Below are 24,101 nucleotides of genomic sequence, written 5' to 3' on the forward strand. Positions count from 1 at the left end.
ACATGATGGCGAAGGCTCTCCTGCCCAAGATCCGCTCTCTCGATGCCCTGCGCGCCTTCGTCGAAGGCGGTTCCGTCTCCTCGGCCGCGGTGCGCCTGGGGCTGACGCAACCTCAGGCGGGGCGTCTGCTGGCGGGGCTGGAGGCCGAGCTCGGCTTCGCCCTCTTTACGCGCGAGAACCGCCGCCTGGCGCTGACGCCGGAAGGCTGGCGTTTCTACGGCCAGGCGGAGCGCGTACTGGCCGGGCATGACGGGCTGACCCGCCTCGCCCGGGAGATCCGCCAGGGGCATCAGGACAACCATCTGCGCGTGCTGACGGCGCCGCAGGCGACGCATGCGGTGCTGGGGGAGGCGCTGGTCACCATGGCAAGGCTGGTGCCGGGCTTCACCGCGACCATCGAGGGCCGCGCCCGCCTGGATATCGAGGCCCTGGTCGAGCAGGAGCATTTCGACCTCGGCGTCACTGTGCCGCCCTTGAGCCATCCGCGGCTGAAGGTGGAGCCGCTTTGCGAGACCGAAGCCGTGCTGGTGCTGCCGAAGGCGCATCCGCTGGCGCGGCGGCGGCAGATCGGGCTCATGGATCTGGTCGGGCAGGACCTGATCGCAACCCATCCGCGATCGCTGCTGCGGCAGCGGCTGCAGCAGCTCTTCCGCGACATCGATCAGGAGCCGCGCATCCGCTTCGAGGCGCTGAACGGCACCATCGCCTGCCAATTGGTCGGGCTGGGACTGGGCATCGGCCTGGCCGATCCCTTCGTGGCGCGATCGAGCGGCGCGGCGGGCATGGTGATGCGCCGCTTCGAGCCGACGATCCCACTGCCCTACGGCCTGTTCTACCCGGCCTGGCAGAAGCAGTCGGAGATCGCGGTGCAGCTCGCGGGACTGATCCGCGACACCGCGCAGCACCGCGCTGCCGCCATCATGCGCAGCCTGCGCGGTCCGGCGGCATCGCGCTGACGCAGCCCACGACGGCCGGGTGCTACTGCGCCCATTCGCCGCGGCGCATCAGCGGCTCCGCCTCGCCGCCGGCGGTGATGCCGTCCACACCGGTCTCGGCCGAGCCGATCATCCAGTCGACATGGATCAGGCTGCGGTTCGCGCCGCGGTCTGCGAGCTCGGCTTCGCTCAGGTTGTCGTCGACGAAGCACTTGGCATAGGCTTGGCCGAGGGCGATGTGGCTCGCGGCATTCTCGTCGAAGAGGGTGTTGAGGAAGAGCACGCCGCTGCGGCCGATGGGATTGGAATGCGGTACCAGCGCGACTTCGCCGAGGCGCCGCGCACCCTCATCCGTGCTGATCATCCGCTCCAGCACTTCCATGCCGGCACTGGCCGACGCCTCGACGATCCGGCCGCCCTCGAAGCGGACCCGGATGTCCCTGATCAGCGTTCCGGCATGGGCCAGCGGCTTGGTGGCGGCCACGGTGCCTTCGACACGGGCCATGTGCGGGGTCGTGAACACTTCCTCGGTCGGGATATTGGGGTTTCCGACGACGCCGTTCTTCGCCATGGAGGCGCCGCCCATCCAGGCATGCCCATCTGCGAGGCCGACGCGCAGATCGGTCCCCGGGCCGCGGAAATGCAGCGCGGCGTAGCGTCGCTCATCGAGCATTCGCCGCCGCTTCGCGAGTGCTGCGTTGTGCTCGGCCCAGGCGGCGACCGGGTCCGGCCCGTCCACGCGGGAGGCGGCGAAGATCGCATCCCAGAGGGCAGCGAGGGCCGCGTCTTCGGAGCTGCCGGGGAAGACGGCCCTGGCCCAGGCCGGGGTCGCGGCGGCGACGATCGTCCAGTTGATGGCTGAGGAGGTGATCAACTCGAGCGCCGGCCGATACGCCCGGGAGCGGGCCCGGTTCACGCGCGCCACGCGGTCGGGGTCCTGCCCGGCGAGCAGCGACGGGTCGTCGCCGACGATCGCGAGCCGTGCGGCGCCGTCGCGGAAGGCGGCGGCCATGCCGTCGAACAGCCAGGCCGGGGCCTTGTCGAAGCTCGCGTCGGGGGCGTGCCGGTACCGCGCCAGCGTGGCCTGGTCGTCGGCCAGGATGGTGGTGACGAGGGAGGCACCGGCGCGATAGGCATGCTCGGTGATACCGCGGGCGAGCGGCAAAGCCTCGACCGGCGCCGTCATCACCAGCTCCTGGCCAGGCGTGAGGCCGAGGCCGACCCGGATCGCGAGCTCGGCGAGACGGTCGAGCCGCGCTTCATGCGAGCCCGCCGCAGGGGTGATTGGCTGTTCTGCGTCCATGATGATCATCCGGTGTTTGCCGCCGACTATCCGCGCGGCGGCGCGCACCGGCAAGCGGGCCGCCCGCTGCGGTGGCCCTGTCCACCGGACCGTGATGGCAACCGGCCTGGTCAGCGATCCCTTCAGCGGGCTCCGGCTGCGCGACGTGTCGGGACGATGACAGCGTCGGCGAGCCCCGGCTCGGGCAGTGGCTGCGCCGCCATCGCCGCCAGCCATTCCTGCGTCGCCCTGGCCTTGCCCCGTGCCATCTCGAGCGCCGCATGGGCGCGGCTGTCGAAGGTGATGCCGAGGTCCTGCAACTGGTCGACCAGCCGGGCCTCGATCCTGGCGAGGCGCCGCCGGGCAGCGGCGAAATCGGGACGCTCCCCGATGTCATGGGCGTGGCGCACGGCTTCGACCAGGGCCGTGAGCGGCCGGTCGAAGCGGTCGACCGCTTCCTCGGCGGCCATGGCCCAGCCGGTCTCGCCCCACCATGGCACAGGGCGGGCATGGGCAGGCGGCGCGTAGCCGGTTGCGACGTTTGTTGGGATCATCTTGTTGACCAGCCTGCTGTCCGTGGTGTCGACAGCGTCGACATCTCGCAGAAGCGATCAGCAATTGGCTGTGACGGAAAGCACAGGGGCGCCGCCGCCCCGGCCGTTTCGCGGGGGTGGAAGGCCATGCGCGACCGGCTACAGCGTCTTCAGGAACTCGATCAGGTCGAAGCGCTGCGCACCGGTCAGCTCCGGCCCGATCACGCCATTCCCGCGCGGCCCGTCGCGGAACTCGTGCCCGCGGTTGGAATTTCCGGTGACCGTGGTGTCGAAGACGAAGCCACCGGCGAAGGGCGCGGTCGAGAAGCCGAGATGGCGAGGGTCGAATTGGCGGCTGCCGACGGTGAAGACCCGGTCGCGACGCTCGCCGGGCAGCAGCAACTGATAGAGGCTCGGCACCGAGCCGTTGTGCAGGTAAGGCGCGGTCGCCCACATGCCGTTCAACGGGCGCGCGCGATAGGCGGCCGGCGCGCGCCAGTCATTCGCCCGGTAGCCGTCCATCTCCCGCCTTATCTCCGGTGCGATGGCGTTGTCGGCATACCAGCGCGCGATCACCGCATCGGTCGAACGCCGCAGCCCTTCGAAGGCCGGCACCGGGGTGGTGTCGCCGCGGCTCAGATAGGCGGTGCGGGTGCGGAAATTATCCGCGGCGCGCGGATCGGTACCGATGCGATCGAGCGGCACCATGGTGAGGCTGAGATAGCGTCGCGGCGGCCCGCCCGCCATCGCCTGCGGCGGGGTCCAGCGGCCGGTGTGGCAGCCGGCGCAGAGGCTGTCATAGAGCGCCTGGCCGCGCGCCGCCGCGGCGCGGTCGATCGGTCCCAGGATCTCCTCCGGCCAGGATGGCGGGCGCAGCCCGGCGCCTGGCGCGTCGCCGGCGATCTGGCGCTCCATCTCATGGATGCGGCGGATGCGCACGGAGGAGCGGTAGAGGTTCTCGGGCGGCCCGTGCAGCCGCACCAGGGACCGTACGCCCATGGCCTCCGCGACATTGCGCCCCATCGGCTGGCGGATGGAGCCATTGTACTGCACCCAGTCGAACCAGGGCGCGTCCCAGATCGGAGGGAAGCTGACGGGGGCATTGGCGACGGCGAAATTGCGCTCGTCCCCGAGCAGGGTGCCGAAGACGAAATTGCCGCCGCGGCCCAGCGCATCGAGCCGCCCGGCGCCTTCCGCCGCTGGATAGAGCCCGGCCCGCCGCCCCTGTTCCCGCTCATCCATCCCGAGGATCAGCGCGGCGCGGAGCTGTTCGCGCAGCCGTTCCCGCGCTTCGGGCGTATCGGGCGCCTCGGGGGTACCGAGCACGCGGCCGGCGAATCGCGCGAAGCGCGGGTCGGATTCGGCGGTCAGGAACATCGAGGTGCCGAGCAGCGCCTGGAACGCGCCGATGTCGATCAGGGCCGGGCCGCCATCGATGCGGATCGCCTGCCTGCCGTATTCGATCTGCCCGGTATGGCAGGCGGCGCAGGTGACGCCGACGAATGTCTGCTGCTCGCCGCTGCCCTCCGCCTGGCCGAAAGTGTCGCGCGCGAAGCCGACCGGCAGGCCGTCCGGGTTCTCGGCGGAGGGCGTATCCGGCAGGAAGCCGAGGCGGGCCAGGTAGTCGGGTGCCGCGAAGCGTCCGGTGCCGAACAGGGTCGGCTGCGGCTGCTCCAGCGCCAGGAACCAGGCATACGGAATCAGCTTCGTGCCCTGGGAGGCATGGTAGAACCACTGCCGCTGCGGGTCGGTCCAGTTCTGCGGCAGATGCCGCACGCTGTCCGGGGCGCGATATTCGGGCAGGGTCGTACAGCCCAGAAGGGCGCTTGCCGAGACAAGCGCCGCCATCATCCAGTGGACGCGAAGCTTCATATCGGATGCCTCTCCGGCTGTTCCGGTCCCGAATCGCTGGGAAGGGTGTAACCCAGCCGGCCGTCCGATATCGATGACCTTTGTCGCAGCGTCGTCGGATGCAGCGCAGCGGCGCCCGGATCAGGTGCCGGTCAGCCGTGCGGCGCCCAGGCCTCCCCACCGCCGAGGGTGGCCGACAGGTCCCGGCCGGCCTCCAGCAGCGGCGGCGCCATCGCGGCGACGCGCCCCGCGTCGAAACGGGTGATCGGCCCCGAGAGCGACAGGGCGCCGATCAACTGGCCCGCATGGCTGAAGACGGGCACCGCCATCGCGGCGGTGTCGGCGTCGCGTTCGCCGCGCGAGGTCAGCGGCAGTCGCCGCAGCAGCCGCTGCCGCTCTGCCTCCGGTGCCGCGGCGAAGTGGCGAAGCACATGACCGGCAGCACCGCGGTCGAGCGAGAGCATGTCGCCTTCGCGCACCGCCTCGCGCACGCCATGCCGCGTATCCTCGCGGAACAGGCAGAGCCGCATATCGCCTTCGCGGCGGAAGAAGGACGCGCTTTCGCCGGTCGCCGCCAGCAGGCGCCGCAGCACCGGGCGCACATGGGCTTCGAGGCGGAAAGCCTGTTGGAAGACCGAAGCGAGGCGCATCGTCTCGGCACCGAGCGCGTAGGCCTTGTCTGCCTGTCGCACCAGCAGCCCGCCTGCTTCCAGGGAGGCGGCCAGGCGCAGCACGGTGCTCTTGTAGAAGCCCGTCGCCTCCGCGATGCGCGTCAGCGTCAGCGTCGGTTCCCGTTCAGTGAAGCAGCGCAGGATGGCGATGGCACGGTCCACGGCCTCCACCCCGCCGGCCGCCGCGCCGCTGATTCCGCTTGACCCTCGCATGGCCTCAAGTTCTAGTTGAAGAAACTGAGTTCTGTCCAGCAGAACCAATGGGAGTGAGACGGTGCGGACATGCCGCCTGTTCATCAATGCTGCTCGGCCTCATTCAGCCTCCGCCTCCGCCTCCGCCTCCGCCTCCGCCTCCGCCTCGGCCGGGCCGAGCGCGACAGGGCATGGCGCGCCGCTCCGCCACCTCGGTGATCTCGTAAGGGACTGGCGGCGTCTCGGCGCCGGACGGCGAGGCGGCGTCGAGGGCGATCAAGACGACCGCAGGGTCAGCAGCGTCTGCATCACCATCGGACCCACCCACGCCAACCCCTTCGCGCTCGGCTGAGCCGCGCCGCCATCCGTATCGGGAGGACAGCAACCATGGCCCATCCGGCCACCACCGATCTCCTCGTCGTCGGCTGTGGCATCGCCGGACTCTCGGCCGCCGTCTCCGCGCTCCAGGAAGGACGCAGCGTGACCCTGCTGGAGCGGTCGGACCCTGCGGATTTCGGCGGCAATACCCGCTGGACCGAAGCCTATATGCGCATGAAGAACGACAGCGAGATCGCCGATGACTTCGAGGAAGCCTTCGCACGCAACAGCGGCTGGAACCTCGACCCGAACCTGGTGGTCGAAGCGGCGGGCCCTTCGGCGCACTGGCCGGCCTGGGTACGCGCACATCCCTTCCCGGATCCCGAGCTGATCGCCCGCTTCGCCGACCAGGCGCCGCCCACCATCGCCTGGCTGAAGAGCTTCGGCCTGCGCTTCGAGCCGCAGCCCATCTACCTGCTGACCCAGAACACCGCCCGCATCGCGGCGCAGGGCGGCGGTCTCGCGCTGATCGAGCGGCTGATGCAGGAGGCGGTGACGCTCGGCGCGCAGGTGCTCTACCGCACCACGGCGATCGACCTGCTGCGCGATGAGGCGGGTGCAGTGCAGGGCGTGCTGGCGACCGGCCCAGACGGCAAGCGGCAGCGCATCGCGGCACGGGCGACGGTGCTGGCCTCCGGCGGCTACGAAGGCAATCCGGAGATGCTGACGCATTACCTGGGCGCGACGCGGGCGCGGCACATCCGCCCGGTCGCGCGCGGCGGTTACTACAACCGCGGCGAAGGCATCCGCATGGCGCTGGCCGCCGGCGCCGCGCCGGCCGGCGAATATGGCAGCTACCACGCGGAGCCGGTGGACCCGCGTTCCCGCCTGCCAGAGGCGGTGATCTTCATCTGGCCCTATGGCGTTCTGCTGAACCGCCATGGCAGGCGCTTCATCGATGAGGCCGAAGGCACCGCGGACGCGACCTATGACAACGTCACCCGCGCCATCGCCGATCAGACGGATGGCATCGCCTGGGTGATCTTCGACGGGCGCGTCGACGACATTCCACAATGGCGGCGTTCCATCCGCTCCGACATCCCACCCCTGGAGGCGCCGACGCTCGATGGGCTGCTGGTGCAGCTCGATGGGCTGGACAGCGCCGCGGCAACGGAGACGATCGCGGCCTACAATCTGGCCTGCGCGGAAGACCAGCCCTATGAGCCGCTGCGGCTCGACGGCAATGCCGCTGCGATGCTCGCACCGCCGAAGTCGAACTGGGCGCGGCGCATCGAAAGGCCGCCCTTCCGCGTCTTCCCGATCGTCTCCGCGAATTGCTTCACCTTCGGCGGGCTGAAGGTGAACACCGACGCCCAGGTGCTCGACATGGATGGGCGGGTGATCGCCGGGCTCTACGCCGCTGGCGAGACGGTCGGCATCTACAACAACGTCTATGTGGGCTCGACCTCGGTGCTGCGCGGCGCGGTCTTCGGGCGCCTGGCCGGACTGCACGCGGCCCGGACCACATAACGCGGCGGCTGAGAACAGCCGGGCGACGCGAGGGGGAGGATGGCGATGAACGGCTTCACACGGCGCGGCCTTCTGGCGGCGGGCGCCGCGCTGCCCATGGCTTCACGCGGCCGGGCGCAGGGGCGGCCGGTGCTCAGGATCGGCGTGCTGAACGATCAGTCCGGCGCCTACCGTACCAATGGTGGGCCGGGCTCGGTCGCCAATGTGCGGCTGGCGGTGCAGGAGATCGCGGCGGTGCGCGGGCTGGAGGTCGAGGTATTGGTGGCCGACCACCAGGGGCGGCCGGATGTCGGGCTGAACGCGGCGCGGCAATGGTTCGACCGCGACGGCGTCGACGTGGTGATGGATTTTCAGAACTCGGCGATCGCGCTGGCCGTCGCAGGTCTCGCGCGGGAGAAGGACAGGATCGCGATCGCCTGCAATGTCGGCGCCAGCGACCTGACCGGCGCGCGCTGCTCGCCCAACACGCTGCACTGGGCTTATGACACGCAGATGCTGGCGCGGGTGACCGGCGGGGCCCAGGTGCGCGCCGGCAACGATACCTGGTTCTTCATCACCGCCGACTACGCCTTTGGCCATGCGTTGGAGAACGATACCGGCAGCTTCGTGCGCGCGGCCGGCGGACGGGTGCTCGGCTCGGTGCGCATGCCCTTCCCGGGGACGGATTTCGCCTCGCCTTTGCTGCGGGCGCAGCAGTCGCGCGCCAAGGTGATCGGCTTCGCCAATGCTGGCACCGACACGGTGAACTGCATCAAGCAATCGGCGGAATTCGGGATCACGCGGCGTGGCCAGAAGCTCGCCGGGTTGCTGCTGCAGATCAACGACATCCACGCGCTCGACATCGAGACGGCGCAGGGGCTGACCCTGGCGGAGAGCTTCTACTGGGACCTCAACGACCGCACGCGCGGCTTCGCCCGACGCATCGGACCGGCGATGGGCGGCGTGATGCCGAACATGTCGCAGGCCGCCTGCTACGCCTCGGTCCTGCATTACCTGAAGACGGCGGCCGAAATGGGGGTGGCGGAGGCCAAGCGCAGCGGCGCCGCGACCGTCGCGCGCATGAAGGCGACGCCGGCAGAGGATGATGTCTTCGGCCGCAGCATGCTGCGCGAGGACGGGCGCGTGCTGCACACCGCCTATCTGTTCGAGGTGAAGGCGCCCTCGGAAAGCCGAGGCCCTTGGGACTACTACAAGCTGGTGGCGGCGGTGCCGCCAGAGGAGGCCTTTCGCCCCCTGGCCGAAGGTGGCTGCACCATGCCGCGCGCGGGGTGAGCGGAGCCGGCTTCAGGCATTCGGCGCAGGGCCCCCGAAGCTGGCGCGATACTGGCTAGGCGTGACGCCGAGGCTGCGGACGAAGACCAGCCGCATGTGTTCGGCGCTGGTGAAGCCGCATTCATGCGCGACCACCTTCAGGGCCAGGCCGCTCGCCTCCAGCCGGTTGCGGGCAGCATCCAGGCGCAGGCTCTCGACGAAGGCTGCGGGTGTCAGCCCGGTCTCCTGCTTGAAGGCGCGGGCGAAGTTGCGGAGGCTCATGCCGGCGATGCCGGCCAGGGCCTCCACGCGATGCGCGTCGCGAAGATGCGCCATCACATGGGCTCTCACCCGCGCGACCGGGGAATCGGGCTTGCCGAGGGGCGTCAGGAAGGGGCTGAACTGTGACTGCCCGCCCTGGCGCTGCGCCACCACGACCAGCCGCCGGGCAACGGCGAGCGCCACCTCGCCGCCGTGATCCTCCTGGATAAGGGCGAGTGCGAGATCGATGCCGGCGGTTACACCGGCAGAGGTGACCAGCGCGCCGTCGCGGACATGGATCCGGTCCAGCTCCACCCGCGCCTCCGGGAATTGCGCGGCGAGGCGCGGCGCGTCCTGCCAATGCGTGGTCACGGTGCGGCCGTCGAGCAGCCCGGCATGGCCGAGCGCGAAGGCGCCGTTGCAGATCGACCCGTAGCGCGGGCAGCGCACCGCCATGGCGGCGAGCCAGCCGGTCAGGCGCGGGTCGGGGACGGTCGCCGGCAGCGACGGGCCACCGGCGACGAGCGCCAGGTCGAAGCCACTGCATGCCTCGTCGAAGCTGGCATCGGGCGTGATCAGCATGCCATTGGAAGCACGGACCGGTGCGCGATCGGCGCCGACCAATGTGACCGCGTAGCCCCAGCCTTCGCCGATGAAGCGATTGGCTTCCATGAAGGCATCGAGCGGCCCCGCGACGTCGAGGGCCTGGACGTCGGGGAAGATCGCGAGGGCGACGGACGTCAAGACGCACAACCTCCAGGCTCCGCCGACGCAGCCGGCGCTCCATCCGGCCCAATCTGGTGCCGGCCGCTGGCCGGAAAGCAAGGGTGTTTGGCGGTTCCGGACGGAGCGGCCGCGTTGCCGGATGGCTCCCGGAGGCAGCACAACAGCGCCAGCAACATCCGTGCGGAGATACCATCATGGCAAGGACCATCGCCGGCATCGCCATTCCCGACAGCAGCCTCGCGCAGCATGCCGACCAGCTCGTGCGCGACACGGAATCCGACCTTCTCTACCACCACTCCAACCGCGTTTTCCTGTTCGGTGCGTTGGCCGGCCGGCGCAGAGGCCTGCGCGTCGATGCCGAGCTGCTCTATGTCGGCGCCATGTTCCATGACATGGGCCTGCAGGCGCCCTATGCCAGCGAGGATGAGCGCTTCGAGGTCGACGGCGCCAATGCGGCCGCCGATTTCCTGCGCGGCCACGGCATCGAGCCGCGCGACATCGAGGATGTCTGGGACGCTATCGCCCTGCACACGACGCCCGGTATCCCGAAGCACAAGCGTCCGGTCGTCGCCCTGGTCACCGCGGGCGTCGAGATGGATGTGTTGGGCCTCGACTACGATGCCTTCACCTCCGATCAGCGGCAGGCGGTCTGTGCCTGCCATCCACGCGGCCCGGGCTTCAAGAACGGGATCATCGACGCCTTCGCCTGCGGCACGATCCGCAAGCCGCAGACGACCTTCGGCAACGTCAAGGCCGACGTGCTCGCGTTACGGGACCCGAACTACCAGCGTGTCGATTTCTGCGACGTCATCCTGAACTCCGCTTGGAGCGAATAGAGCAGGCGCCATTCAGGCAGGCCGACCCGGGCCGGTTCGGCTGGCGCCGTCGCGCCAACCGGTGCCCTCGCTGCCCGCCGCCAGACGATCTCCTCGTCTTTCAGGAAACCTGCGGTTGCTTTCTCCCGGCGCCGACTTGCGCCGACGGGCAGCACCGGCGTCGGGGTGTTTCCGTGGGCAGGGATGATGCTTCCGGCGCGGCGGTTGCGGCGGCTCGAACTGCGCCCAGGTCTGTGCGGCCGGGAAGGAACCGAAGCACCGGTGGCGCGTTGCCACGGATGCAAGGGAGCGAGGCTATGCGGAAGCTGGTGGCGTCGGTGGCCGTCGTCGTAGCGTTGGGTGCGGGTGCGGTCACGTTGTTCGCCTGCAGCGAGAGCGCGACGCTGCCCCTGGCTGCGGGCATCGGACCGCAGCCGCAATTGCCGCCACCCAACCCGACGCTGATCCCGACCGTGAAGATCGCGCCGGCTGTCGGCTGGCCAGCTGACACGCGGCCGACGCCGGCGCGCGGGCTCGCCGTCAACGCCTTCGCCACCGGCCTCGATCATCCACGCAACGTTTTCGTGCTGCCCAGCGGCGACGTGCTGGTCGCGGAGACCAATGCACCGCCGAAGCCGGATGACAGCCAAGGCATCCGGGGCTTCGTCATGCGACGGATCATGGCGCGCGCCGGCGCCGGCGTCCCCAGCGCCAATCGCATCACCCTGCTGCGCGACACCGATGGCGACGGGGTCGCGGAAACCCGCACGGTCTTCCTGGACGGTCTGAATTCGCCCTACGGCATGGCACTGATCGGCGATCAGCTCTTCGTCGCGGATACCGATGCGATCCGCCGCTATCGCTATGAGATGGGCCAGACCCGCATCACCGATCCCGGCGAGCGCCTGACGGCCCTGCCGGCGGGCCGGCTCAATCACCATTGGACCAAGAACCTGGTGGCAAGCCCGGATGGGCGCTTCCTCTATGTCAGCATCGGCTCCAACAGCAATGTCGGCGAGAACGGGCTGGAGGCCGAGGAAGGCCGTGCGCAGATCTGGGAGGTGGATGTCCGCACCGGCCAGCACCGCAGCTATGCGACCGGGTTGCGCAACCCGAACGGCCTGTCCTTCGCGCCCGGACCGACGCCCATGCTGTGGACGGCGGTGAACGAACGCGACGAGATCGGCAGCGACCTAGTGCCGGACTACATGACCTCGGTCCGCGATGGCGGCTTCTATGGCTGGCCCTTCAGCTATTTCGGCCAGCATGTCGATGCCCGCGTCCGGCATGAGCGGCCTGAGCTGGTGGCGCGGGCGATCGTGCCCGATTACGCCTTGGGCGCGCATACGGCCTCGCTGGGGCTGGCGATCACCGCGGATAGCGGCCTGCCGGCGCCCTTCACCACCGGCGCCTTCATCGGCCAGCACGGATCCTGGAATCGCCGCCCGCCGAGCGGCTATCGGGTGATCTTCGTCCCCTTCAGCGATGGCCGGCCGGCCGGGGAGCCGATCGATGTACTGACCGGCTTCCTCGACGAGGAAGGCCAGGCGCGCGGGCGCCCTGTCGGCGTGACGCCGGATGGTCGTGGGGGCTTGCTGGTCGCAGATGACGTCGGCAATGCCATCTGGCGCGTCAGCGCTGCCGCACGGCCGCCGAGCTGAGCCGGTCGCGCGGCGGATGCGTGCCGCCGCGGGCAAACTTTCCAACCCCAGGCGCATTGAGCCGGAACGCAGCAAACCAGGGAGTCATGCATGCTCGATGAGCTGGACGAGGCCGCGCGCGATGCGGTCGCATCCTTTGCCTGGGCCCCCGCCTGGGCGGTCAGCACCGTGCTGCTGGTTTTGGCAGTCGCGATGGCCTGGTTCCTCCATTCCGCGCTGTACCGGGTCCTCACCCGACTGGTGCGTGATCAGTCACTTTTCCTGCGTTCCCTGGTGTCCCGGTCGGAAGGGTTGGTGCGGTTCGCCATCATCATCATGGCGGTATCGACCGTGGCCGGCTTCGCGCCCCTGACCCAGCGCCAGACCGGCATCCTGCGGCAGGTCCTGGCCATCGGATTCATCTGCCTGCTCGGATGGGTCGCCCGCTCGGCGCTCAACATCTGGTCGGTGGTGCATCTGCGGCGCTTCAAGCTCGATTCCGAGGACAACCTGCTCGCCCGCAAGCACACGACCCAGTTCCGCATCCTGCAACGGGTCGGATCCTTCCTGATCCTGACCATCACTGTCGCGGCCGCGCTCATGACCGTCGACAGCGTCCGTCAGTATGGCGTCAGCCTGCTCGCCTCCGCGGGCGCTGCCGGCCTGGTCGTCGGCCTGGCGCTGCAACCTTTGCTGAAGAATGTGATGGCCGGCATCCAGCTCGCCATCACCCAGCCCATCCGCCTCGAGGATGCGGTCATCGTCGAGAATGAATGGGGCAATGTGGAGGAGATCGCGACGACCTATGTCGTCGTGCGGCTCTGGGACTGGCGGCGGATGGTGCTGCCGCTCAGCTACTTCATCGAGAAGCCGTTCCAGAACTGGACGCGCGAGAGCTCGTCGCTGCTGGGCAGCGTCAGCATCCATCTCGACTACACCGCGCCGGTCGAGGCGATGCGCCGCAAGCTGGAGGAGATCGTCGAGCAGTCGGCGCTGTGGGATCGGCAGGTGGCCGTGCTGCAGGTGGTGGAGTTCCGGCAGGACACGATGGAGGTCCGCATGCTGGTCAGCGCCAGCAATGCCGGCCGCGCTTTCGACCTGCGCTGCGAGGTGCGCGAGACGATGATCGCCTGGCTTCAGGCCGAGCATCCGGGGGCCCTGCCGCGCCGGCGCACCGAGGTCGCATCCCTGCCCGAAGGCGGGCAGATCCTCCCGGAACGGCGCGGCCTTCAGGCGGCGGGGGGCTGACGCGGCCGGGCCCGCGTCCGGCAATAGCCGAGCAGCCCTGCCGCCGGCGGCAAGCCCGCGAGCAGCAGGGCTGGCAGCATCCACCAGCCATCCAGGACCATCACGCCCACCAGGCCGAGCGTGGCCGCCAGCGCCATCAGAGTCGCGGTGCGCTGGGGATGTGTGTTCACGCGGCGATCCCTCGTCGCCGCCGCCACCAGAGCCAGGCGCCGTTGCCGGTGATGAACAGCGTCGCCCAGGCGCTGGCGAACCAGAAGATCTTCAGCGCCAGCCCGCCATAGTCGCCGAAATGCAGCGGTCCGGACAGCACCACCAGCTTGAGGTAGAGCGGCAGCGGCCGCGCCGCCGCGACCGTCGCGGTCTCCGCATCCACCAGCACGACATCGAACAGCGCCTTGTCATAGCGATGCGCGCCATACATCAGGAAGGTGTAGTGACGCGGGCTGGAAAGCTCGGTCCCCGGCCAGATCGCGAAGTTCAGCGCGGCGCCCGGCATGGCGCGCCGCGCCGCCTCCGCCGCGATGTCGACCGAGACCGGCGTGGTGACCGGGGCATCCGCATGGCCGGCCATCTCGCGCAGCTCGGTGTCCTGCCAGACATGCAGCAGGATATGGCCGGCGGCGAGGCTGATCCCGGTCACCGTCACCAGCACGGCCCAGCCCAGCACGACCACCCCGACGAGGTTGTGCAGATCGAGCTGGACGATGCGCGCGCCGCGCCCGTGCCGGACCGTGCCGAAGGCGAGCCGCCGTACATAGGGGGCATGCACGATCACGCCGGTGATGAGCGAGATCAGCACCAGGAGCGCGATGATGCCGCCGAAGATCTCGCCCGCTACGCCGGCGAACCAGCGCGCATGCAGCTCCAGCAGGAAGCCGGTCAGGGTCTTCTCCGGATTGGAGAAGGGCATCGGGGCCGCGGTCGCGCGGTCGAGCAGCACGGGCTGGCTGGCTTCGAATTCCGCCGCACCCGGCGGCCGCAGGCCGATGATCGCGCGATCCGGCGCCTCCACCGGCAGCCAGGCCGACATCGGCTCCAGTCCTGGCCGCTGCCGCTGCGCGGCCTCGACCAGTGCCGCCAGACTCTGCGGCGCCCCGGCGGCATCGCCGAGCGCGGGCTGGTCACCCAGCAGGACCGCGACCTCATCCTTGAAGATCAGGATGCTGCCGGTCAGGCAGAGGATCAGGAAGAAGGGCGTCGCGATCAGCCCGGTCCAGCGATGCAGCCACAGGCAGAGGCGGAAGCCGCGCGAGGCGGCGGGCGAAGCCGTGCCCGGCGCGGCGCGTGTTGCCGCGCCGGCCAGACCGGGCGTCGCATCCATCACCAGCGGTACCCGAGCGAGACCAGCACCAGGCGGCGATTGCCGTAGTAGCAGGAGGCGATGCTGGTGCAGGAGGCGACATAGTCCTTGTCGAACAGGTTCGACACATTGAGCGCGAGCTGCATGCCCTGCAGGGGTTGCCCGATCTGGCCAAGGTCGTAGCGAATCGCGGCGTCGACGAGCGTGGCCGAAGAGGCACGGAAGCTGTTCGCGGCATCGCCATAGGCGGCACCGACGACGCGCACGCCGGCGCCGAGGCCGAGCCCGGCGAGCAGGCCTTCGGAAAAGCCCTGGTCGAGCCAGAGCGAAGCCTGGTGCCGTGGCACCTGCGCCAATTGCTTGCCGAGATCGGCGCCGTTGCTGCGCGTCACTTCGCTGTCCGCATAGGTGTAGCTGGCGGTGAGGTTGAGGCCGCGATCGAGGCTCGCGGTCGCCGCCAGCTCGACGCCGCGCACCCGCGCTTCCCCGGTCTGGACGTTGAAGTTCGGGTTCTGGGAATCGGGCGTCAGCACGTTCCGCTGTGTCGTCTGGTAGAGTGCCAGGGAGGCGAAGCTGCGCGTGCCCGGTGGCTGGTACTTGATGCCGATCTCATACTGCTCGCCTTCCGAGGGCCGGAAGGGCGTGCCGCCCGCGGTGGTGCCGGTCACCGGCTGGAAGGACCGCGCATAGGAGACATAGGGCGCGAGGCCGAAATCGAAGACGTAGTTCAGCCCGACCCGACCGGAGAAGGCGGTGTCGTTCTGGTTGACGCGGGTGCCACCGACGCGGTCCCGCGTCTCCGTATCCACCCAGTCATGTCGACCGCTCAGGGTCAGCACCCAGCGGTCGAGCCGGATCTGGTCCTGCAGATAGACGCCGAACTGGTTCTGGTCCTGCACGGTGCTGCGAAGCAGCGCCAAGGAGCGGCTGAAGGGCTGGCCATAGACTGGTGCGAAGGCGTCGATCGAAGGGGCTGAGCCCATGGAGAAGCGGAGATCATCGGTGATGCGCTGGTAATCGAGGCCGAACAGCACGCGGTGTCGCAGCGGGCCGGTCGCGAAATCCGCTTGCACCTGGTTGTCGACGCCGAAACTCCGGCCCTGCTCGCGGATCCCGACCGCGGCGCGGTTCACGCTGCGCAGATCCTCGGCGAGGCCGAGCGCGTAGACGGTGTCGATAGCGAGGTCGACGGCGCTGTAGCGAAGGTTCTGCCGCACCGTCCAGGTGTCGTTGAAGCGGTGCTCGAAGGCGTAGCCGATGCCGTATTGCGTCCGGTTCGCGCGATTGAAATCGGGCTCGCCGAGGAAGCGGTTGCTCGGGATGCGGCCGAAGGGATTGCCGAGCAGGGTTCCCTGTGCCGGCAGGAACTGCGCCATCCCGTTGCGGTCGCGCAGGATGTTCGCGAGCAGCGTGAGGCTGGTGTCGGCGGTCGGGCGCCAGGTGATGGAAGGTGCCAGGAACAGCCGGCGGTCGCGCAGCTCATCCGTCTGGGTGTCGGCATCCCGCACCAGGCCGGTGAAGCGGTAGAGGAACCGGCCCTCGGGGTCGATCGGCCCGCCGAGGTCGAAGCTGCCCTGCAGTCGGCCATAGCTGCCGGTCTGCAACTGGATCTCATGCGTCGGCTCGGCCGGCGGGCGGCGGCTGATCATGTTCATCATGCCGCCCGGCGGCACCTGCCCATAGAGCGCGGAGGCCGGGCCAAGCAGCACCTCGATCCGCTCCAGCCCCCAGAGCTCAGTGCGCGGCTGCGGCGCATAGGTCAGGCTCGGCAGGCGCAGCCCGTCGAGATATTGCGGCAGCTCGAAGCCGCGGGCGCGCACCCAGTCGCTGCGCGGATCGCTGACCCCGAAGGGCTCGGCCGCGACGCCCGGCGCGTAGCGCAGCGCGGCACCCACCTCCTGCACCGCCTGGGCCTGCATCTGTTCGCGGGTGACGGTGACAATGGATTGCGGCGTCTCCAGCGGCGGCGTGTCGGTCCGGGTGCCGGTGGCGCTGACCTCCGGCAGATAGCCGCGCGCCGGGCTCCAGCCGCGCTGCTGTCCGGCGGTGACATCGATCTCGGGCAGGGTGGTGGGGCCGGCGTCGCTGCTCGGCGCTGGCGGCGCCGGGACCAGGGTCACGGTATTCGCATTGGTGAAGCTGTAGCTCAGCCCGGTCCCGGCCAGCAGGCGTTGCAGCGCCTGTTCGGCGGTCATGCTCCCGGACACCGCCCGGCTGGTCACGCCGAAGGGCCGGTCTCCGGTATAGAGCACATGCAGCCCGGTCGCCGCGCTGAGCGCCGCCAGCGCCTGCGGCAGGGGCTGCGCCGGGATGTCGACCCGGATGCCCTGTCCGGCTGCAGCCTGGGCGGGGCGCGTGCCGGGTGCGGGCTGCGCCAGATCCGGCAGGCTGCCGGCCGCCAGCAGGGTCGCTGCCCCGATCAGCCAGCCGAAGAGCGATGCGGCGGCAATGCGCCGCGTCGAAATCTGAGCCGTCATCCGGTCGTCCCACGCAGTGACTTCGCGCCCCACGGGCACGATTGCGAGCCACTCTCATCTCCAGTGACGACCGAGGCCGGCAAACCCGCCGGATTTTTCTTCAGTACAGGATCGTCAGCCAGGGCGTGACGGTGACGAGGCGGGCGTCCAGCGTGTCCGCGATCGCGCGCAGGGCGCCGTCGCTGTCCTCGCCGGGAAAGGCGCCGGAGACCGTCAGGTCGCGCAGGCTTTCCCGCGCCACCAGAATGCGGCCAGACCGCTGCCGCTCCAGACGGGCCACCACGCGCGGCAGGGGCTCCCGATAGAAGACCAGGCTGCCGCTCCGCCAGGCGAGCGCCGCGTCCAGCGCCGCCGGGCCAGGCCGGGTCAGCCGCCCGCCTTCGACCGTGACCCGCTGGCCGCCGCGCAGGCGGACAGGCGTGACGCCCAGCCGTCCCGAAACTTCCACCAGGCCGTTTTCGACCGTGACATCGACCCGGTCGCCGGCGCGCTCCACATCGAAGCGGGTGCCGAGCACGCGGACCCGGCCCTGGCCGGCGAGGACCGTGAAGCTGGTCTCGAGCCCGCGGCGCACCGTGAAAAAAGCTTGGCCGCGGAGCAGGTGCACCTCCCGCCGGCCGGCATCGAAGCCGAGGGCGACGGCGGTATCGGGCGCGAGCTCCAGGCTGGATCCGTCGGGCAGGTCCAGGCTGCGCCGTTCCCCCTGAGCAGTCACGACGTCGGCGCCGAGATTCCCCGCCAGGCGGCCGAGATCCGGCGCGGCGCACCAGAGCAGCAACGCGAGCGCCGGCGCCGCCAGCCCCGCGCCGGCCCAGATCCAAGGCCGCCCGCGACGCGACGGCCGCGGCTGCGGGGCCGTGGCGCGTTCCGCCGCCAGGCGGCGGGCCGGCGCCTCCAGCCGATCCCACACCGCCTCAGCCTCCCGCAGCGCTGCGGCGTGGCGCGGATCGGCCGCCAGCCACGCGGCGAGGGACCGGCGCTCCGCCTCGTCGATGGAACCGCCATCGAGGCGGACCAGCCAGCGGGCAGCCTGGTCGCGCTGCGATCGCGTGATGTCCGGTTCGGACGCCACGGTCACCGCCATCCCCGCCGACGGAGCACCGGACCAGTTTCACTATGCCGCATGCGCATCAGGTCTCTTGTCAGGGCACTCATGCCATTCAACGCCTGAACGCGGCAAAGCCGCCGCGGGACTGGGCCGGGTCATGACGGGTCGAGATGGTCGGCGAGGCGGGACTGGCAGTGCCGGATGGCGCGCAGCAGGTGCTTCTCGACCGTGCTGACCGGCATGCCGAGCCGCGCCGCGATCTCGGCATGCGGCAAGCCATCCACACGCCGCAGCAGGAAGACCTCCCGCGTGCGGTCCGGCAATTCCCGCAGCGCCGCCTCCAGCGCGGTCAACGCCGCCCTGGCGTCGAAGCCGCCATCGGCAGCCCCGACCTCGCTGCGGAGCTGCTCCGGGGCGAGGGCCTGCATCGCCGCCGCGCGGCGCCGCGCCGACCGCTGCTGATCGATCGCGGCGTTGCGCGTAACGGCGTAGAGCAGGCGGGTGTCGCCGGGCGTACTGCCGGTGCCGCCGGCCGCGAGCAGCCGCAGGAAGCTCTCCTGCACCAGGTCCGCCGCGCGGTCGCCGTCGCCGGTCCGCCGCCGGACGAGGCGTTCCAGCCGGGCGCGATGCTCCAGGAAAAGCTGGGCCAGGGCGGTGTGCCAGGCGGACATGAGACGGTGTTACGGGAGTTGCGAGTGGCTCGCAACTGCTGGGCTGGGCCGCGCCGGCAGGAAAAACACCCTTTGCTGTCGGATCAGGCTGCGATCGCGCGTCCTCGGCATGACGGCGCAGAAGGCGCCAGGACGGAAAGAGCAAACCATGTCCGACACCGTGGAAACACCCCTGGCGGCATTGCACGTCTGGATCTGCCTCGCCGCCATCGCGCTGCTCTGCCTGCTCTGTTCTCTGGATCTGGCTGTGCTGCGCGAAGCGGTACCGCATCCCGGCGCCGGGCTCAGGCTCGCGGCGACGCATCTGCTCCGGATCGACCTCACGCTGCTCCGCTTCCCCATGCTGGCCCTGCGACTGGCGAGCAGCTTCGCCCGATCAGGCGGTACCGCCTGATCGGGTGTCTGCCTCAGCGGCGAGAACACCGGCGCTGTTCTCATGACCTCGCAGGTAATCGATCGGCACGGAGGGATATCCGAGTTTCCCGTGTGTCGGACACATCACGCAGGAACAGGACAGCGGACATGCCAACTCTCGCCGTCGCCAATCTCCGCAAGGTCGATCTCGGGCCTGCCATTCTCGACTATCTGCAGAAGATTGATGCCACGCTCGCGCCCTATGACGGCCGCTTCCTGGTCCATGGCCAGCCGGTCACGGTGCTGGAGGAGGGCTGGGTTGGGGATTTCGTCGTCATCATCTTCCCCGATCGGGCGCGGGCGGAAGCCTGGTACCGCTCGCCGGCCTACCAGGCGATCCTGCCGCTGCGCACCGGGAACAGCGATTCCACCGCCTTCCTGGTGGACACCGTGCCGGAGACCTACCGCGCGACGGATTTCCTGAAGACGCTGGGCATCGGGTGACGCGGCGGAGCGCGGGTGGGCGCTGATTGCCGCGCGGCGCCCCCTCAGGTCTTCTCCACGTTCCAGAAGATCGGGAAGGAGGATTGCATCAGCCCGCGCAGCGATGTCCGGTAGGCGGCCGGAATGGTGAACTGGCCCCACATGACGTTCGGCACCAGCTCATAGGCGATGCCCTGGATCTCGGCCGCGATCCGCTTGCGGTCCTCCTGGCTCTCGGCATCGGCGAAGGCGCGCGTCAGCCTGGGGATGCGGTCGTCGCAGGACCAGCCGGGGTAATCCGCACAGGTGCTGGCGATATAGAAATGGGTCAGCGGCGTCAGCATGTCGACGCCGTTGGAATAGACCGAGAAGATGCTCCAGCCCTCGCGGCGCCCGCGCCGGGCCAGCACAGTGCCCCAATCCATCACCTGCTCGTCCACCGTGAAGCCGGCCTGCTTCATGTTCTGCACCAGCACCTGCGCCGCGGTCTGGGAGATGGAGCCCGAGACCTGCAGGAAGACCACCGGCTGGCCGCGATAGGAGGTGCGCGCAAGCTCGGCCTTCGCCGCCTCCACCGCCAGCCGCGCGCCCTCGGCGCCGGCATCGGTGCTGTAGGGCGCGTCGCACATCCAGAAGGAGGGGCATTGCGGGGCGCGGAAGCGTTCCGGGATGCCGATCGCCTGCAGCACCGTGCTCTGGTCGACAAGCTTCCACAGCACGCGCCGCACCGCCGGGTCGTCGAAGGGCGGGAAGCTGTGGTTCAGGCGGAAATTGCCCTGGAACTGATGCAAGCCGCCAAGCGAGAGCAGCCGCACATCGCGCGCACGTTCCAGACGGGGTATCCAGTCGAAGGGCACATATTGCTGGTAGTCGATCTCGCCGGCGATCAGCGCGGTCGCTGCCGTGGCCTGGTCCGGCAGCACGCGCAGCATCAGGCTGTCCACCTGCACGCGCTTGCCACCCGAGAGGAAGTCCGGCGCTTCGGCGCGCGGCACGTAGCCCGCGAATTTCTCCAGCACCATGGCATTGCCGGGCCGCCACAGATCCGGGCGGAAGCGGAAGGGGCCGGAGCCGATGATCTCGGTGATGCGCTGATCGCCGGGGGTGCGCGCGATGCGTTCGGGCAGGATGACGGGCACCGGCGCATTGGGCTTGCCCAACACTTCCAGCATCAGCGGGAAAGGACGCTTCAGCCGCAGCTCGATGCTGCGCGCATCCTTGATGATCAGGCTTTCGCGCGCGTCGAGCAGCATGCGCCCAAGCGCGTCGCGCGGCATCCAGCGCTCGAGGGAGGCGACGACGTCCACCGCGGTCACCGGCTGGCCGTCATGGAAGGTCAGCCCCGGGCGCAGGGTGATGCCCCAGGTCAGGCGGTCGGCCGAGACCGTGTGGCCTTCGGCCATCTGCGGCTGGATCCGCCCCTGCCCATCCATGGCGAAGAGCGTATCGAAGACATGGAAGCCGAAGGTGCGGGTGATCGCGGCCGTCGTCACATAGGGGTCGAGGATGACGACCTCGGATTCGAGCACGAGATTGAGCTGCCGCTCGGCCCGTGCCTCGGGCGGCCGGATGATCCCCGACGCCGCCAATGCACCGCCGCCGGCCAGCAGGCCGCGGCGTCCGAATTCCGCGATGGGCATGTGCAGTTCCCTCGGTCGTTGGGCGGGCCGGGCCTCGCAGTTCGATATATCCTATGGCAGGCTGCGCTACCCGACTGCCCCCGCGCAAGGAGGAAACGCGCCGATGCCCGATGCCGAGCTTCTCTTCATGCCGGCGACATCAGCGGCGGCGCTGATCCGCCGCCGGGCGTTGTCCCCGGTCGAGCTGACGCGCGCGGTGCTGGCCGCGATCGCGCGCGAGCAACCGCGCCTCAATGCCTTCGTGACCGTGTTGTCGGATCAGGCGATGGCCGCGGCGCGCGTGGCGGAGCAGGCGGTGATGGATGGCGCGGCGCTAGGCCCGCTGCACGGCGTGCCCATGCATATCAAGGACCAGGTGGACACCGCCGGCATCCGCACCACTCATGGCTCGGCGATCTTCGCCGAGAATCTGCCGGTGCGGGACGACATCACCGCGACCCGGCTGCGGGAGGCGGGGACCATCCTGCTCGGCAAAACGACGATGCCGGAATTCGGCCACAAGGGGCTGACGGATGGCCCGAGCTTCGGCATCACCCGCAATCCCTGGGACCTCACGCGCACGACCGGCGGCTCCTCCGGCGGCGCCGCGGCAGCGGTCGCCGCGGGGTTGGGGCCGCTCGGCCTTGGCACCGATGGCGCCGGCTCGGTGCGCATCCCGGCCGCCTGCTGCGGCATCGTCGGGCTGAAGGCGACGCTCGGCGCCGTGCCCTGGGAGGCAGCCGCCGACACCTTCGCGAACAATGTCTATGCCGGGCCGATGACCCGCACGGTGACGGATGCGGCAGTAATGTTCTCCGTCCTGACCGGGCCCAGCCCGCGCGATGCGCAGAGCCTGCGCGGCCCGGCTCTCGCGCCGCTGTCGCCGGGGCTGATCGGCGGTGACCTGCACGGGTTGCGCGTCGGCTACATCGCGCGCGCCTGCAACGCGCGGGTGCAGCGGGAGATGGCGGCGAATACCATCGCCTCGCTCGATGCGCTCGCCGCACGCGGCGCCCAGGTGGAGGAGGTGACGGACGCCATCGACTGGATGGAGTTCCCCGGCCGCATCATGTACCAGGCCGGCTTCGCCGTGACCTGCGCGCAGTACCTGCCGGAATGGCACAATCGGATGGACCCGGTGCTGCTCGCTTTCATGGAACGCGGGTCGAAATTCTCGCTGACTGAGTTCCGCGAGGCGCAGTTCGCGCGGACGCGGCTGTTCCGCACCATCCAGGAGCTGTTCGAACGCTACGACGTGCTGGTGACGCCGACGCTGACGCGCACCGCGCTGCCGGCCGATTTCGACGCCGCGCATGACGAGATCGAGATCGAGGGCGAGACCTGCGGCATCACCCGCCAGGGCTGGAGCAGCTACATGTACCCCTTCAACCTGACGGGGCATCCGGCGCTCACCATCCCCTCCGGCTTCGCCGATGACGGCTTGCCCACTGCGGTGCAACTCGTCGGCCCCTGGGGCGCCGATATGAACCTGCTGCGCCTCGGCGCGCTGCTGGAGCAGGATCGTCCCTGGGCGCAGCACCGGCCATCGCTGAACTGAGTCAGCCGAGCTTCGCCACCGCCGCGAAGCCGACATCGGCCGCCTGCAGCGCGCGGTCGATATCGGCTTCGGTATGGGCGCAGGACAGGAACATGTTGTGGCGCGGGTGGAAATAGGCGCCCGCCGCCAGCGCCGCGGCGCAGAAGGCATTGCCGAGTCGGAAGCCTTCATCGCCCTCGAACAGCATCAGTGGCATCTGGGCGGGGCCGGTCTGGCGCACCGCGATGCCATGGCGTGCGGCACCGGTATCGAGCCCCGCGCGCAGCCGTTCGCCCATCGTGCGCATCCGCGCGGGGCCGTCGATGCGGTGGAGCTCGTCGAGCGTCGCAATGGCGGCGGCCATCGGCACTGCGCCGCACCAGAAGGACCCGGTGGTGTAGACCTTGCTCGCCGCCTCCCGCAGCCATTCGGCACCGGTGATGGCGGCCAGCGGATGCCCGTTGGCAATCGCCTTGCTGTAGGCGGCAAGGTCCGGGCGCACGCCAAGCGTCTCCCAGGACCCGCCGAGATGCAGCCGGAAGCCGGCGCGCACATCGTCCAGGATCAGGGCCGCACTTTCCCGGTCGCAGAGCGCGCGCAGCGCCTGCGCGAAGCCGGGATCCGGCAGCTCCAGCGCCCGCGCCATGTCGTGGCGGAAGGCGGTGACGATGATCGCCGCGAGGTCGCCCTTCACCGCTTCGGCCGCGGCCTCCACGGACGCGATGTCATTGTAGTCGTAGAAGACCAGATGCGCACGGTCCTCCGTGGTGACGCCGGCGATGGAAGGGGAGCACCAGGGCACGGCGCCATGGTAGGAGCCGCGCGCGACCAGCACCTTGCGCCGTCCCGTCCCGGCACGCGCGATGGTGACGCAGGCGGTCGTCGCATCGGTGCCGTTCTTCGACAGCAGGCACCAATCGGCGTGCGGGATGGTGCCGACCAGGCGCTCGGCGAGTTCGACCAGCGCCGGCGCCGGGCCGTTCATGCAATCGCCCAGCGCCGCCTGGCGCCGCGCCGCTTCCTCGACGGCCGGGTGGCGATGGCCGAGCACGACCGGCCCCCAGGAGCACATGAAGTCCACCACCTCCCGCCCATCCACATCCCAGAGGCGGCAACCCTCGGCACGGGCGAAATACTGCGGATAACCGGGCGGCAGGTTGGCGGCGTTGAGATGCCCCCAGAGGCCGCCCGGGATCACTCGGCGCGCACGCTCCCGCAGTTCGGCGTCCCGGCCGGCGGCAGTCATGGGGAAGGCGGCGTCGGCCATGGGCGCTCCGTGAGCTTGCGGTCGTTCGATATATCATGTGGTCAAACCCAGTGGGAATGCGGCAGCATGGGCACGAACCGGGGAACAAGATG

Annotated in this window: 21 protein-coding genes; 9 read left to right on the forward strand and 12 right to left on the reverse strand. The window is 69.9% G+C overall.

What is annotated here, in order from left to right; all coding sequences use genetic code 11:
• The first annotated feature begins 2 nt into the window (after window positions 1–2).
• Window positions 3–956, forward strand: a complete 954-nt coding sequence (locus GXW71_RS12730) for a LysR family transcriptional regulator (RefSeq protein ID WP_246526519.1) — start codon at window positions 3–5, stop codon at window positions 954–956.
• Window positions 957–978: 22 nt separating this feature from the next.
• Here the strand turns inward: GXW71_RS12730 and GXW71_RS12735 are convergent, their stop codons facing one another.
• The 4 genes from GXW71_RS12735 to GXW71_RS12750 form a co-directional block, all read right to left on the reverse strand.
• The gene (locus GXW71_RS12735) at window positions 979–2,238 is read right to left on the reverse strand and encodes an aminopeptidase (RefSeq protein WP_211852893.1); all 1,260 of its coding nucleotides are present in this window, start codon (window positions 2,236–2,238) and stop codon (window positions 979–981) included.
• Window positions 2,239–2,360: 122 nt separating this feature from the next.
• Window positions 2,361–2,771, reverse strand: coding sequence for a hypothetical protein (locus tag GXW71_RS12740; RefSeq protein ID WP_211852894.1), 411 nt, complete (start codon window positions 2,769–2,771; stop codon window positions 2,361–2,363).
• 138 nt (window positions 2,772–2,909) lie between these two features.
• Window positions 2,910–4,622, reverse strand: coding sequence for a di-heme-cytochrome C peroxidase (locus tag GXW71_RS12745; RefSeq protein ID WP_211852895.1), 1,713 nt, complete (start codon window positions 4,620–4,622; stop codon window positions 2,910–2,912).
• 131 nt (window positions 4,623–4,753) lie between these two features.
• A complete protein-coding gene (locus GXW71_RS12750) occupies window positions 4,754–5,434 on the reverse strand; it encodes an IclR family transcriptional regulator (protein ID WP_211852896.1) in 681 nt (226 codons plus the stop codon).
• A gap of 417 nt (window positions 5,435–5,851) precedes the next feature.
• On the opposite strand from GXW71_RS12750, the gene GXW71_RS12755 reads away from it, so the two are divergent.
• A complete protein-coding gene (locus GXW71_RS12755) occupies window positions 5,852–7,312 on the forward strand; it encodes an FAD-dependent oxidoreductase (protein ID WP_211852897.1) in 1,461 nt (486 codons plus the stop codon).
• A 45-nt stretch (window positions 7,313–7,357) separates the two neighbouring features.
• The gene (locus GXW71_RS12760; RefSeq protein WP_367617298.1) at window positions 7,358–8,584 is read left to right on the forward strand and encodes an ABC transporter substrate-binding protein; all 1,227 of its coding nucleotides are present in this window, start codon (window positions 7,358–7,360) and stop codon (window positions 8,582–8,584) included.
• A gap of 12 nt (window positions 8,585–8,596) precedes the next feature.
• On the opposite strand, the gene GXW71_RS12765 is transcribed toward GXW71_RS12760, so the two are convergent.
• Window positions 8,597–9,568: a GlxA family transcriptional regulator gene (locus GXW71_RS12765; RefSeq protein ID WP_246526521.1), complete on the reverse strand. Its 972-nt coding sequence runs from the start codon at window positions 9,566–9,568 to the stop codon at window positions 8,597–8,599.
• Window positions 9,569–9,744: 176 nt separating this feature from the next.
• On the opposite strand from GXW71_RS12765, the gene GXW71_RS12770 reads away from it, so the two are divergent.
• From GXW71_RS12770 to GXW71_RS12780, 3 genes are all read left to right on the forward strand, one after another.
• Entirely contained in the window at window positions 9,745–10,386 is a 642-nt protein-coding gene (locus GXW71_RS12770; protein WP_211852899.1) for an HD domain-containing protein, read from the forward strand.
• Between the two features lie 296 nt (window positions 10,387–10,682).
• Window positions 10,683–12,026 (forward strand): PQQ-dependent sugar dehydrogenase, encoded by a 1,344-nt coding sequence (locus GXW71_RS12775; protein WP_211852900.1) that lies wholly within the window; start codon window positions 10,683–10,685, stop codon window positions 12,024–12,026.
• Window positions 12,027–12,116: 90 nt separating this feature from the next.
• Window positions 12,117–13,253, forward strand: coding sequence for a mechanosensitive ion channel family protein (locus tag GXW71_RS12780; protein WP_211852901.1), 1,137 nt, complete (start codon window positions 12,117–12,119; stop codon window positions 13,251–13,253).
• Here the strand turns inward: GXW71_RS12780 and GXW71_RS12785 are convergent.
• The 5 genes from GXW71_RS12785 to GXW71_RS12805 all read right to left on the reverse strand — a co-directional run bounded on the left by GXW71_RS12785 (window position 13,235) and on the right by GXW71_RS12805 (window position 18,749).
• Complete coding sequence (locus tag GXW71_RS12785) at window positions 13,235–13,423, reverse strand: hypothetical protein (RefSeq protein WP_211852902.1); 189 nt, start codon at window positions 13,421–13,423, stop codon at window positions 13,235–13,237. The genes GXW71_RS12780 and GXW71_RS12785 overlap by 19 nt on opposite strands.
• Window positions 13,420–14,574 (reverse strand): PepSY-associated TM helix domain-containing protein, encoded by a 1,155-nt coding sequence (locus tag GXW71_RS12790; RefSeq protein ID WP_211852903.1) that lies wholly within the window; start codon window positions 14,572–14,574, stop codon window positions 13,420–13,422. The genes GXW71_RS12785 and GXW71_RS12790 overlap by 4 nt, the downstream gene beginning before the upstream one ends.
• Entirely contained in the window at window positions 14,574–17,030 is a 2,457-nt protein-coding gene (locus GXW71_RS12795; protein ID WP_246526522.1) for a TonB-dependent siderophore receptor, read from the reverse strand. The genes GXW71_RS12790 and GXW71_RS12795 overlap by 1 nt, the downstream gene beginning before the upstream one ends.
• A 100-nt stretch (window positions 17,031–17,130) precedes the next feature.
• Window positions 17,131–18,102, reverse strand: coding sequence for a FecR family protein (locus GXW71_RS12800; protein WP_211852904.1), 972 nt, complete (start codon window positions 18,100–18,102; stop codon window positions 17,131–17,133).
• A 131-nt stretch (window positions 18,103–18,233) separates the two neighbouring features.
• Window positions 18,234–18,749 (reverse strand): RNA polymerase sigma factor, encoded by a 516-nt coding sequence (locus GXW71_RS12805; protein WP_211852905.1) that lies wholly within the window; start codon window positions 18,747–18,749, stop codon window positions 18,234–18,236.
• A gap of 148 nt (window positions 18,750–18,897) precedes the next feature.
• Here GXW71_RS12805 and GXW71_RS12810 point away from each other — a divergent pair, with 148 nt between their 5' ends.
• Together GXW71_RS12810 and GXW71_RS12815 are read left to right on the forward strand one after the other, a co-directional pair.
• Complete coding sequence (locus tag GXW71_RS12810) at window positions 18,898–19,143, forward strand: hypothetical protein (protein WP_211852906.1); 246 nt, start codon at window positions 18,898–18,900, stop codon at window positions 19,141–19,143.
• Between the two features lie 128 nt (window positions 19,144–19,271).
• Window positions 19,272–19,607 carry a DUF1330 domain-containing protein gene (locus GXW71_RS12815; RefSeq protein ID WP_211852907.1) on the forward strand — a complete coding sequence of 112 codons (336 nt, stop codon included), beginning with the start codon at window positions 19,272–19,274 and terminating at the stop codon, window positions 19,605–19,607.
• A 44-nt stretch (window positions 19,608–19,651) separates the two neighbouring features.
• On the opposite strand, the gene GXW71_RS12820 is transcribed toward GXW71_RS12815, so the two are convergent.
• Window positions 19,652–21,226, reverse strand: coding sequence for an ABC transporter substrate-binding protein (locus GXW71_RS12820; RefSeq protein ID WP_211852908.1), 1,575 nt, complete (start codon window positions 21,224–21,226; stop codon window positions 19,652–19,654).
• Between the two features lie 103 nt (window positions 21,227–21,329).
• Between GXW71_RS12820 and GXW71_RS12825 the strand changes: the two genes are divergently transcribed.
• On the forward strand, window positions 21,330–22,763 hold the full coding sequence (locus GXW71_RS12825; RefSeq protein ID WP_211852909.1) for an amidase: 1,434 nt from the start codon (window positions 21,330–21,332) through the stop codon (window positions 22,761–22,763).
• Window position 22,764: 1 nt separating this feature from the next.
• Here GXW71_RS12825 and GXW71_RS12830 read toward each other — a convergent pair whose 3' ends face one another.
• A complete protein-coding gene (locus tag GXW71_RS12830; protein ID WP_246526524.1) occupies window positions 22,765–24,009 on the reverse strand; it encodes an aminotransferase class III-fold pyridoxal phosphate-dependent enzyme in 1,245 nt (414 codons plus the stop codon).
• Between the last annotated feature and the right edge of the window lie 92 nt (window positions 24,010–24,101).

Origin of the sequence: Plastoroseomonas hellenica (assembly GCF_018129085.1) — a bacterium.
GTDB lineage: Bacteria > Pseudomonadota > Alphaproteobacteria > Acetobacterales > Acetobacteraceae > Plastoroseomonas > Plastoroseomonas hellenica.

What these genes read in the sequence shown, in the direction of transcription:
- GXW71_RS12730 (WP_246526519.1), top strand. Translation starts at nt 3, where the DNA reads ATGATGGCGAAGGCTCTCCTGCCCAAGATCCGCTCTCTCGATGCCCTG.
- GXW71_RS12735 (WP_211852893.1), bottom strand. Translation starts at nt 2,238, where the DNA reads ATGGACGCAGAACAGCCAATCACCCCTGCGGCGGGCTCGCATGAAGCG.
- GXW71_RS12740 (WP_211852894.1), bottom strand. Translation starts at nt 2,771, where the DNA reads ATGATCCCAACAAACGTCGCAACCGGCTACGCGCCGCCTGCCCATGCC.
- GXW71_RS12745 (WP_211852895.1), bottom strand. Translation starts at nt 4,622, where the DNA reads ATGAAGCTTCGCGTCCACTGGATGATGGCGGCGCTTGTCTCGGCAAGC.
- GXW71_RS12755 (WP_211852897.1), top strand. Translation starts at nt 5,852, where the DNA reads ATGGCCCATCCGGCCACCACCGATCTCCTCGTCGTCGGCTGTGGCATC.
- GXW71_RS12760 (WP_367617298.1), top strand. Translation starts at nt 7,358, where the DNA reads ATGAACGGCTTCACACGGCGCGGCCTTCTGGCGGCGGGCGCCGCGCTG.
- GXW71_RS12770 (WP_211852899.1), top strand. Translation starts at nt 9,745, where the DNA reads ATGGCAAGGACCATCGCCGGCATCGCCATTCCCGACAGCAGCCTCGCG.
- GXW71_RS12775 (WP_211852900.1), top strand. Translation starts at nt 10,683, where the DNA reads ATGCGGAAGCTGGTGGCGTCGGTGGCCGTCGTCGTAGCGTTGGGTGCG.
- GXW71_RS12780 (WP_211852901.1), top strand. Translation starts at nt 12,117, where the DNA reads ATGCTCGATGAGCTGGACGAGGCCGCGCGCGATGCGGTCGCATCCTTT.
- GXW71_RS12790 (WP_211852903.1), bottom strand. Translation starts at nt 14,574, where the DNA reads ATGGATGCGACGCCCGGTCTGGCCGGCGCGGCAACACGCGCCGCGCCG.
- GXW71_RS12795 (WP_246526522.1), bottom strand. Translation starts at nt 17,030, where the DNA reads ATGACGGCTCAGATTTCGACGCGGCGCATTGCCGCCGCATCGCTCTTC.
- GXW71_RS12805 (WP_211852905.1), bottom strand. Translation starts at nt 18,749, where the DNA reads ATGTCCGCCTGGCACACCGCCCTGGCCCAGCTTTTCCTGGAGCATCGC.
- GXW71_RS12810 (WP_211852906.1), top strand. Translation starts at nt 18,898, where the DNA reads ATGTCCGACACCGTGGAAACACCCCTGGCGGCATTGCACGTCTGGATC.
- GXW71_RS12815 (WP_211852907.1), top strand. Translation starts at nt 19,272, where the DNA reads ATGCCAACTCTCGCCGTCGCCAATCTCCGCAAGGTCGATCTCGGGCCT.
- GXW71_RS12820 (WP_211852908.1), bottom strand. Translation starts at nt 21,226, where the DNA reads ATGCCCATCGCGGAATTCGGACGCCGCGGCCTGCTGGCCGGCGGCGGT.
- GXW71_RS12825 (WP_211852909.1), top strand. Translation starts at nt 21,330, where the DNA reads ATGCCCGATGCCGAGCTTCTCTTCATGCCGGCGACATCAGCGGCGGCG.
- GXW71_RS12830 (WP_246526524.1), bottom strand. Translation starts at nt 24,009, where the DNA reads ATGGCCGACGCCGCCTTCCCCATGACTGCCGCCGGCCGGGACGCCGAA.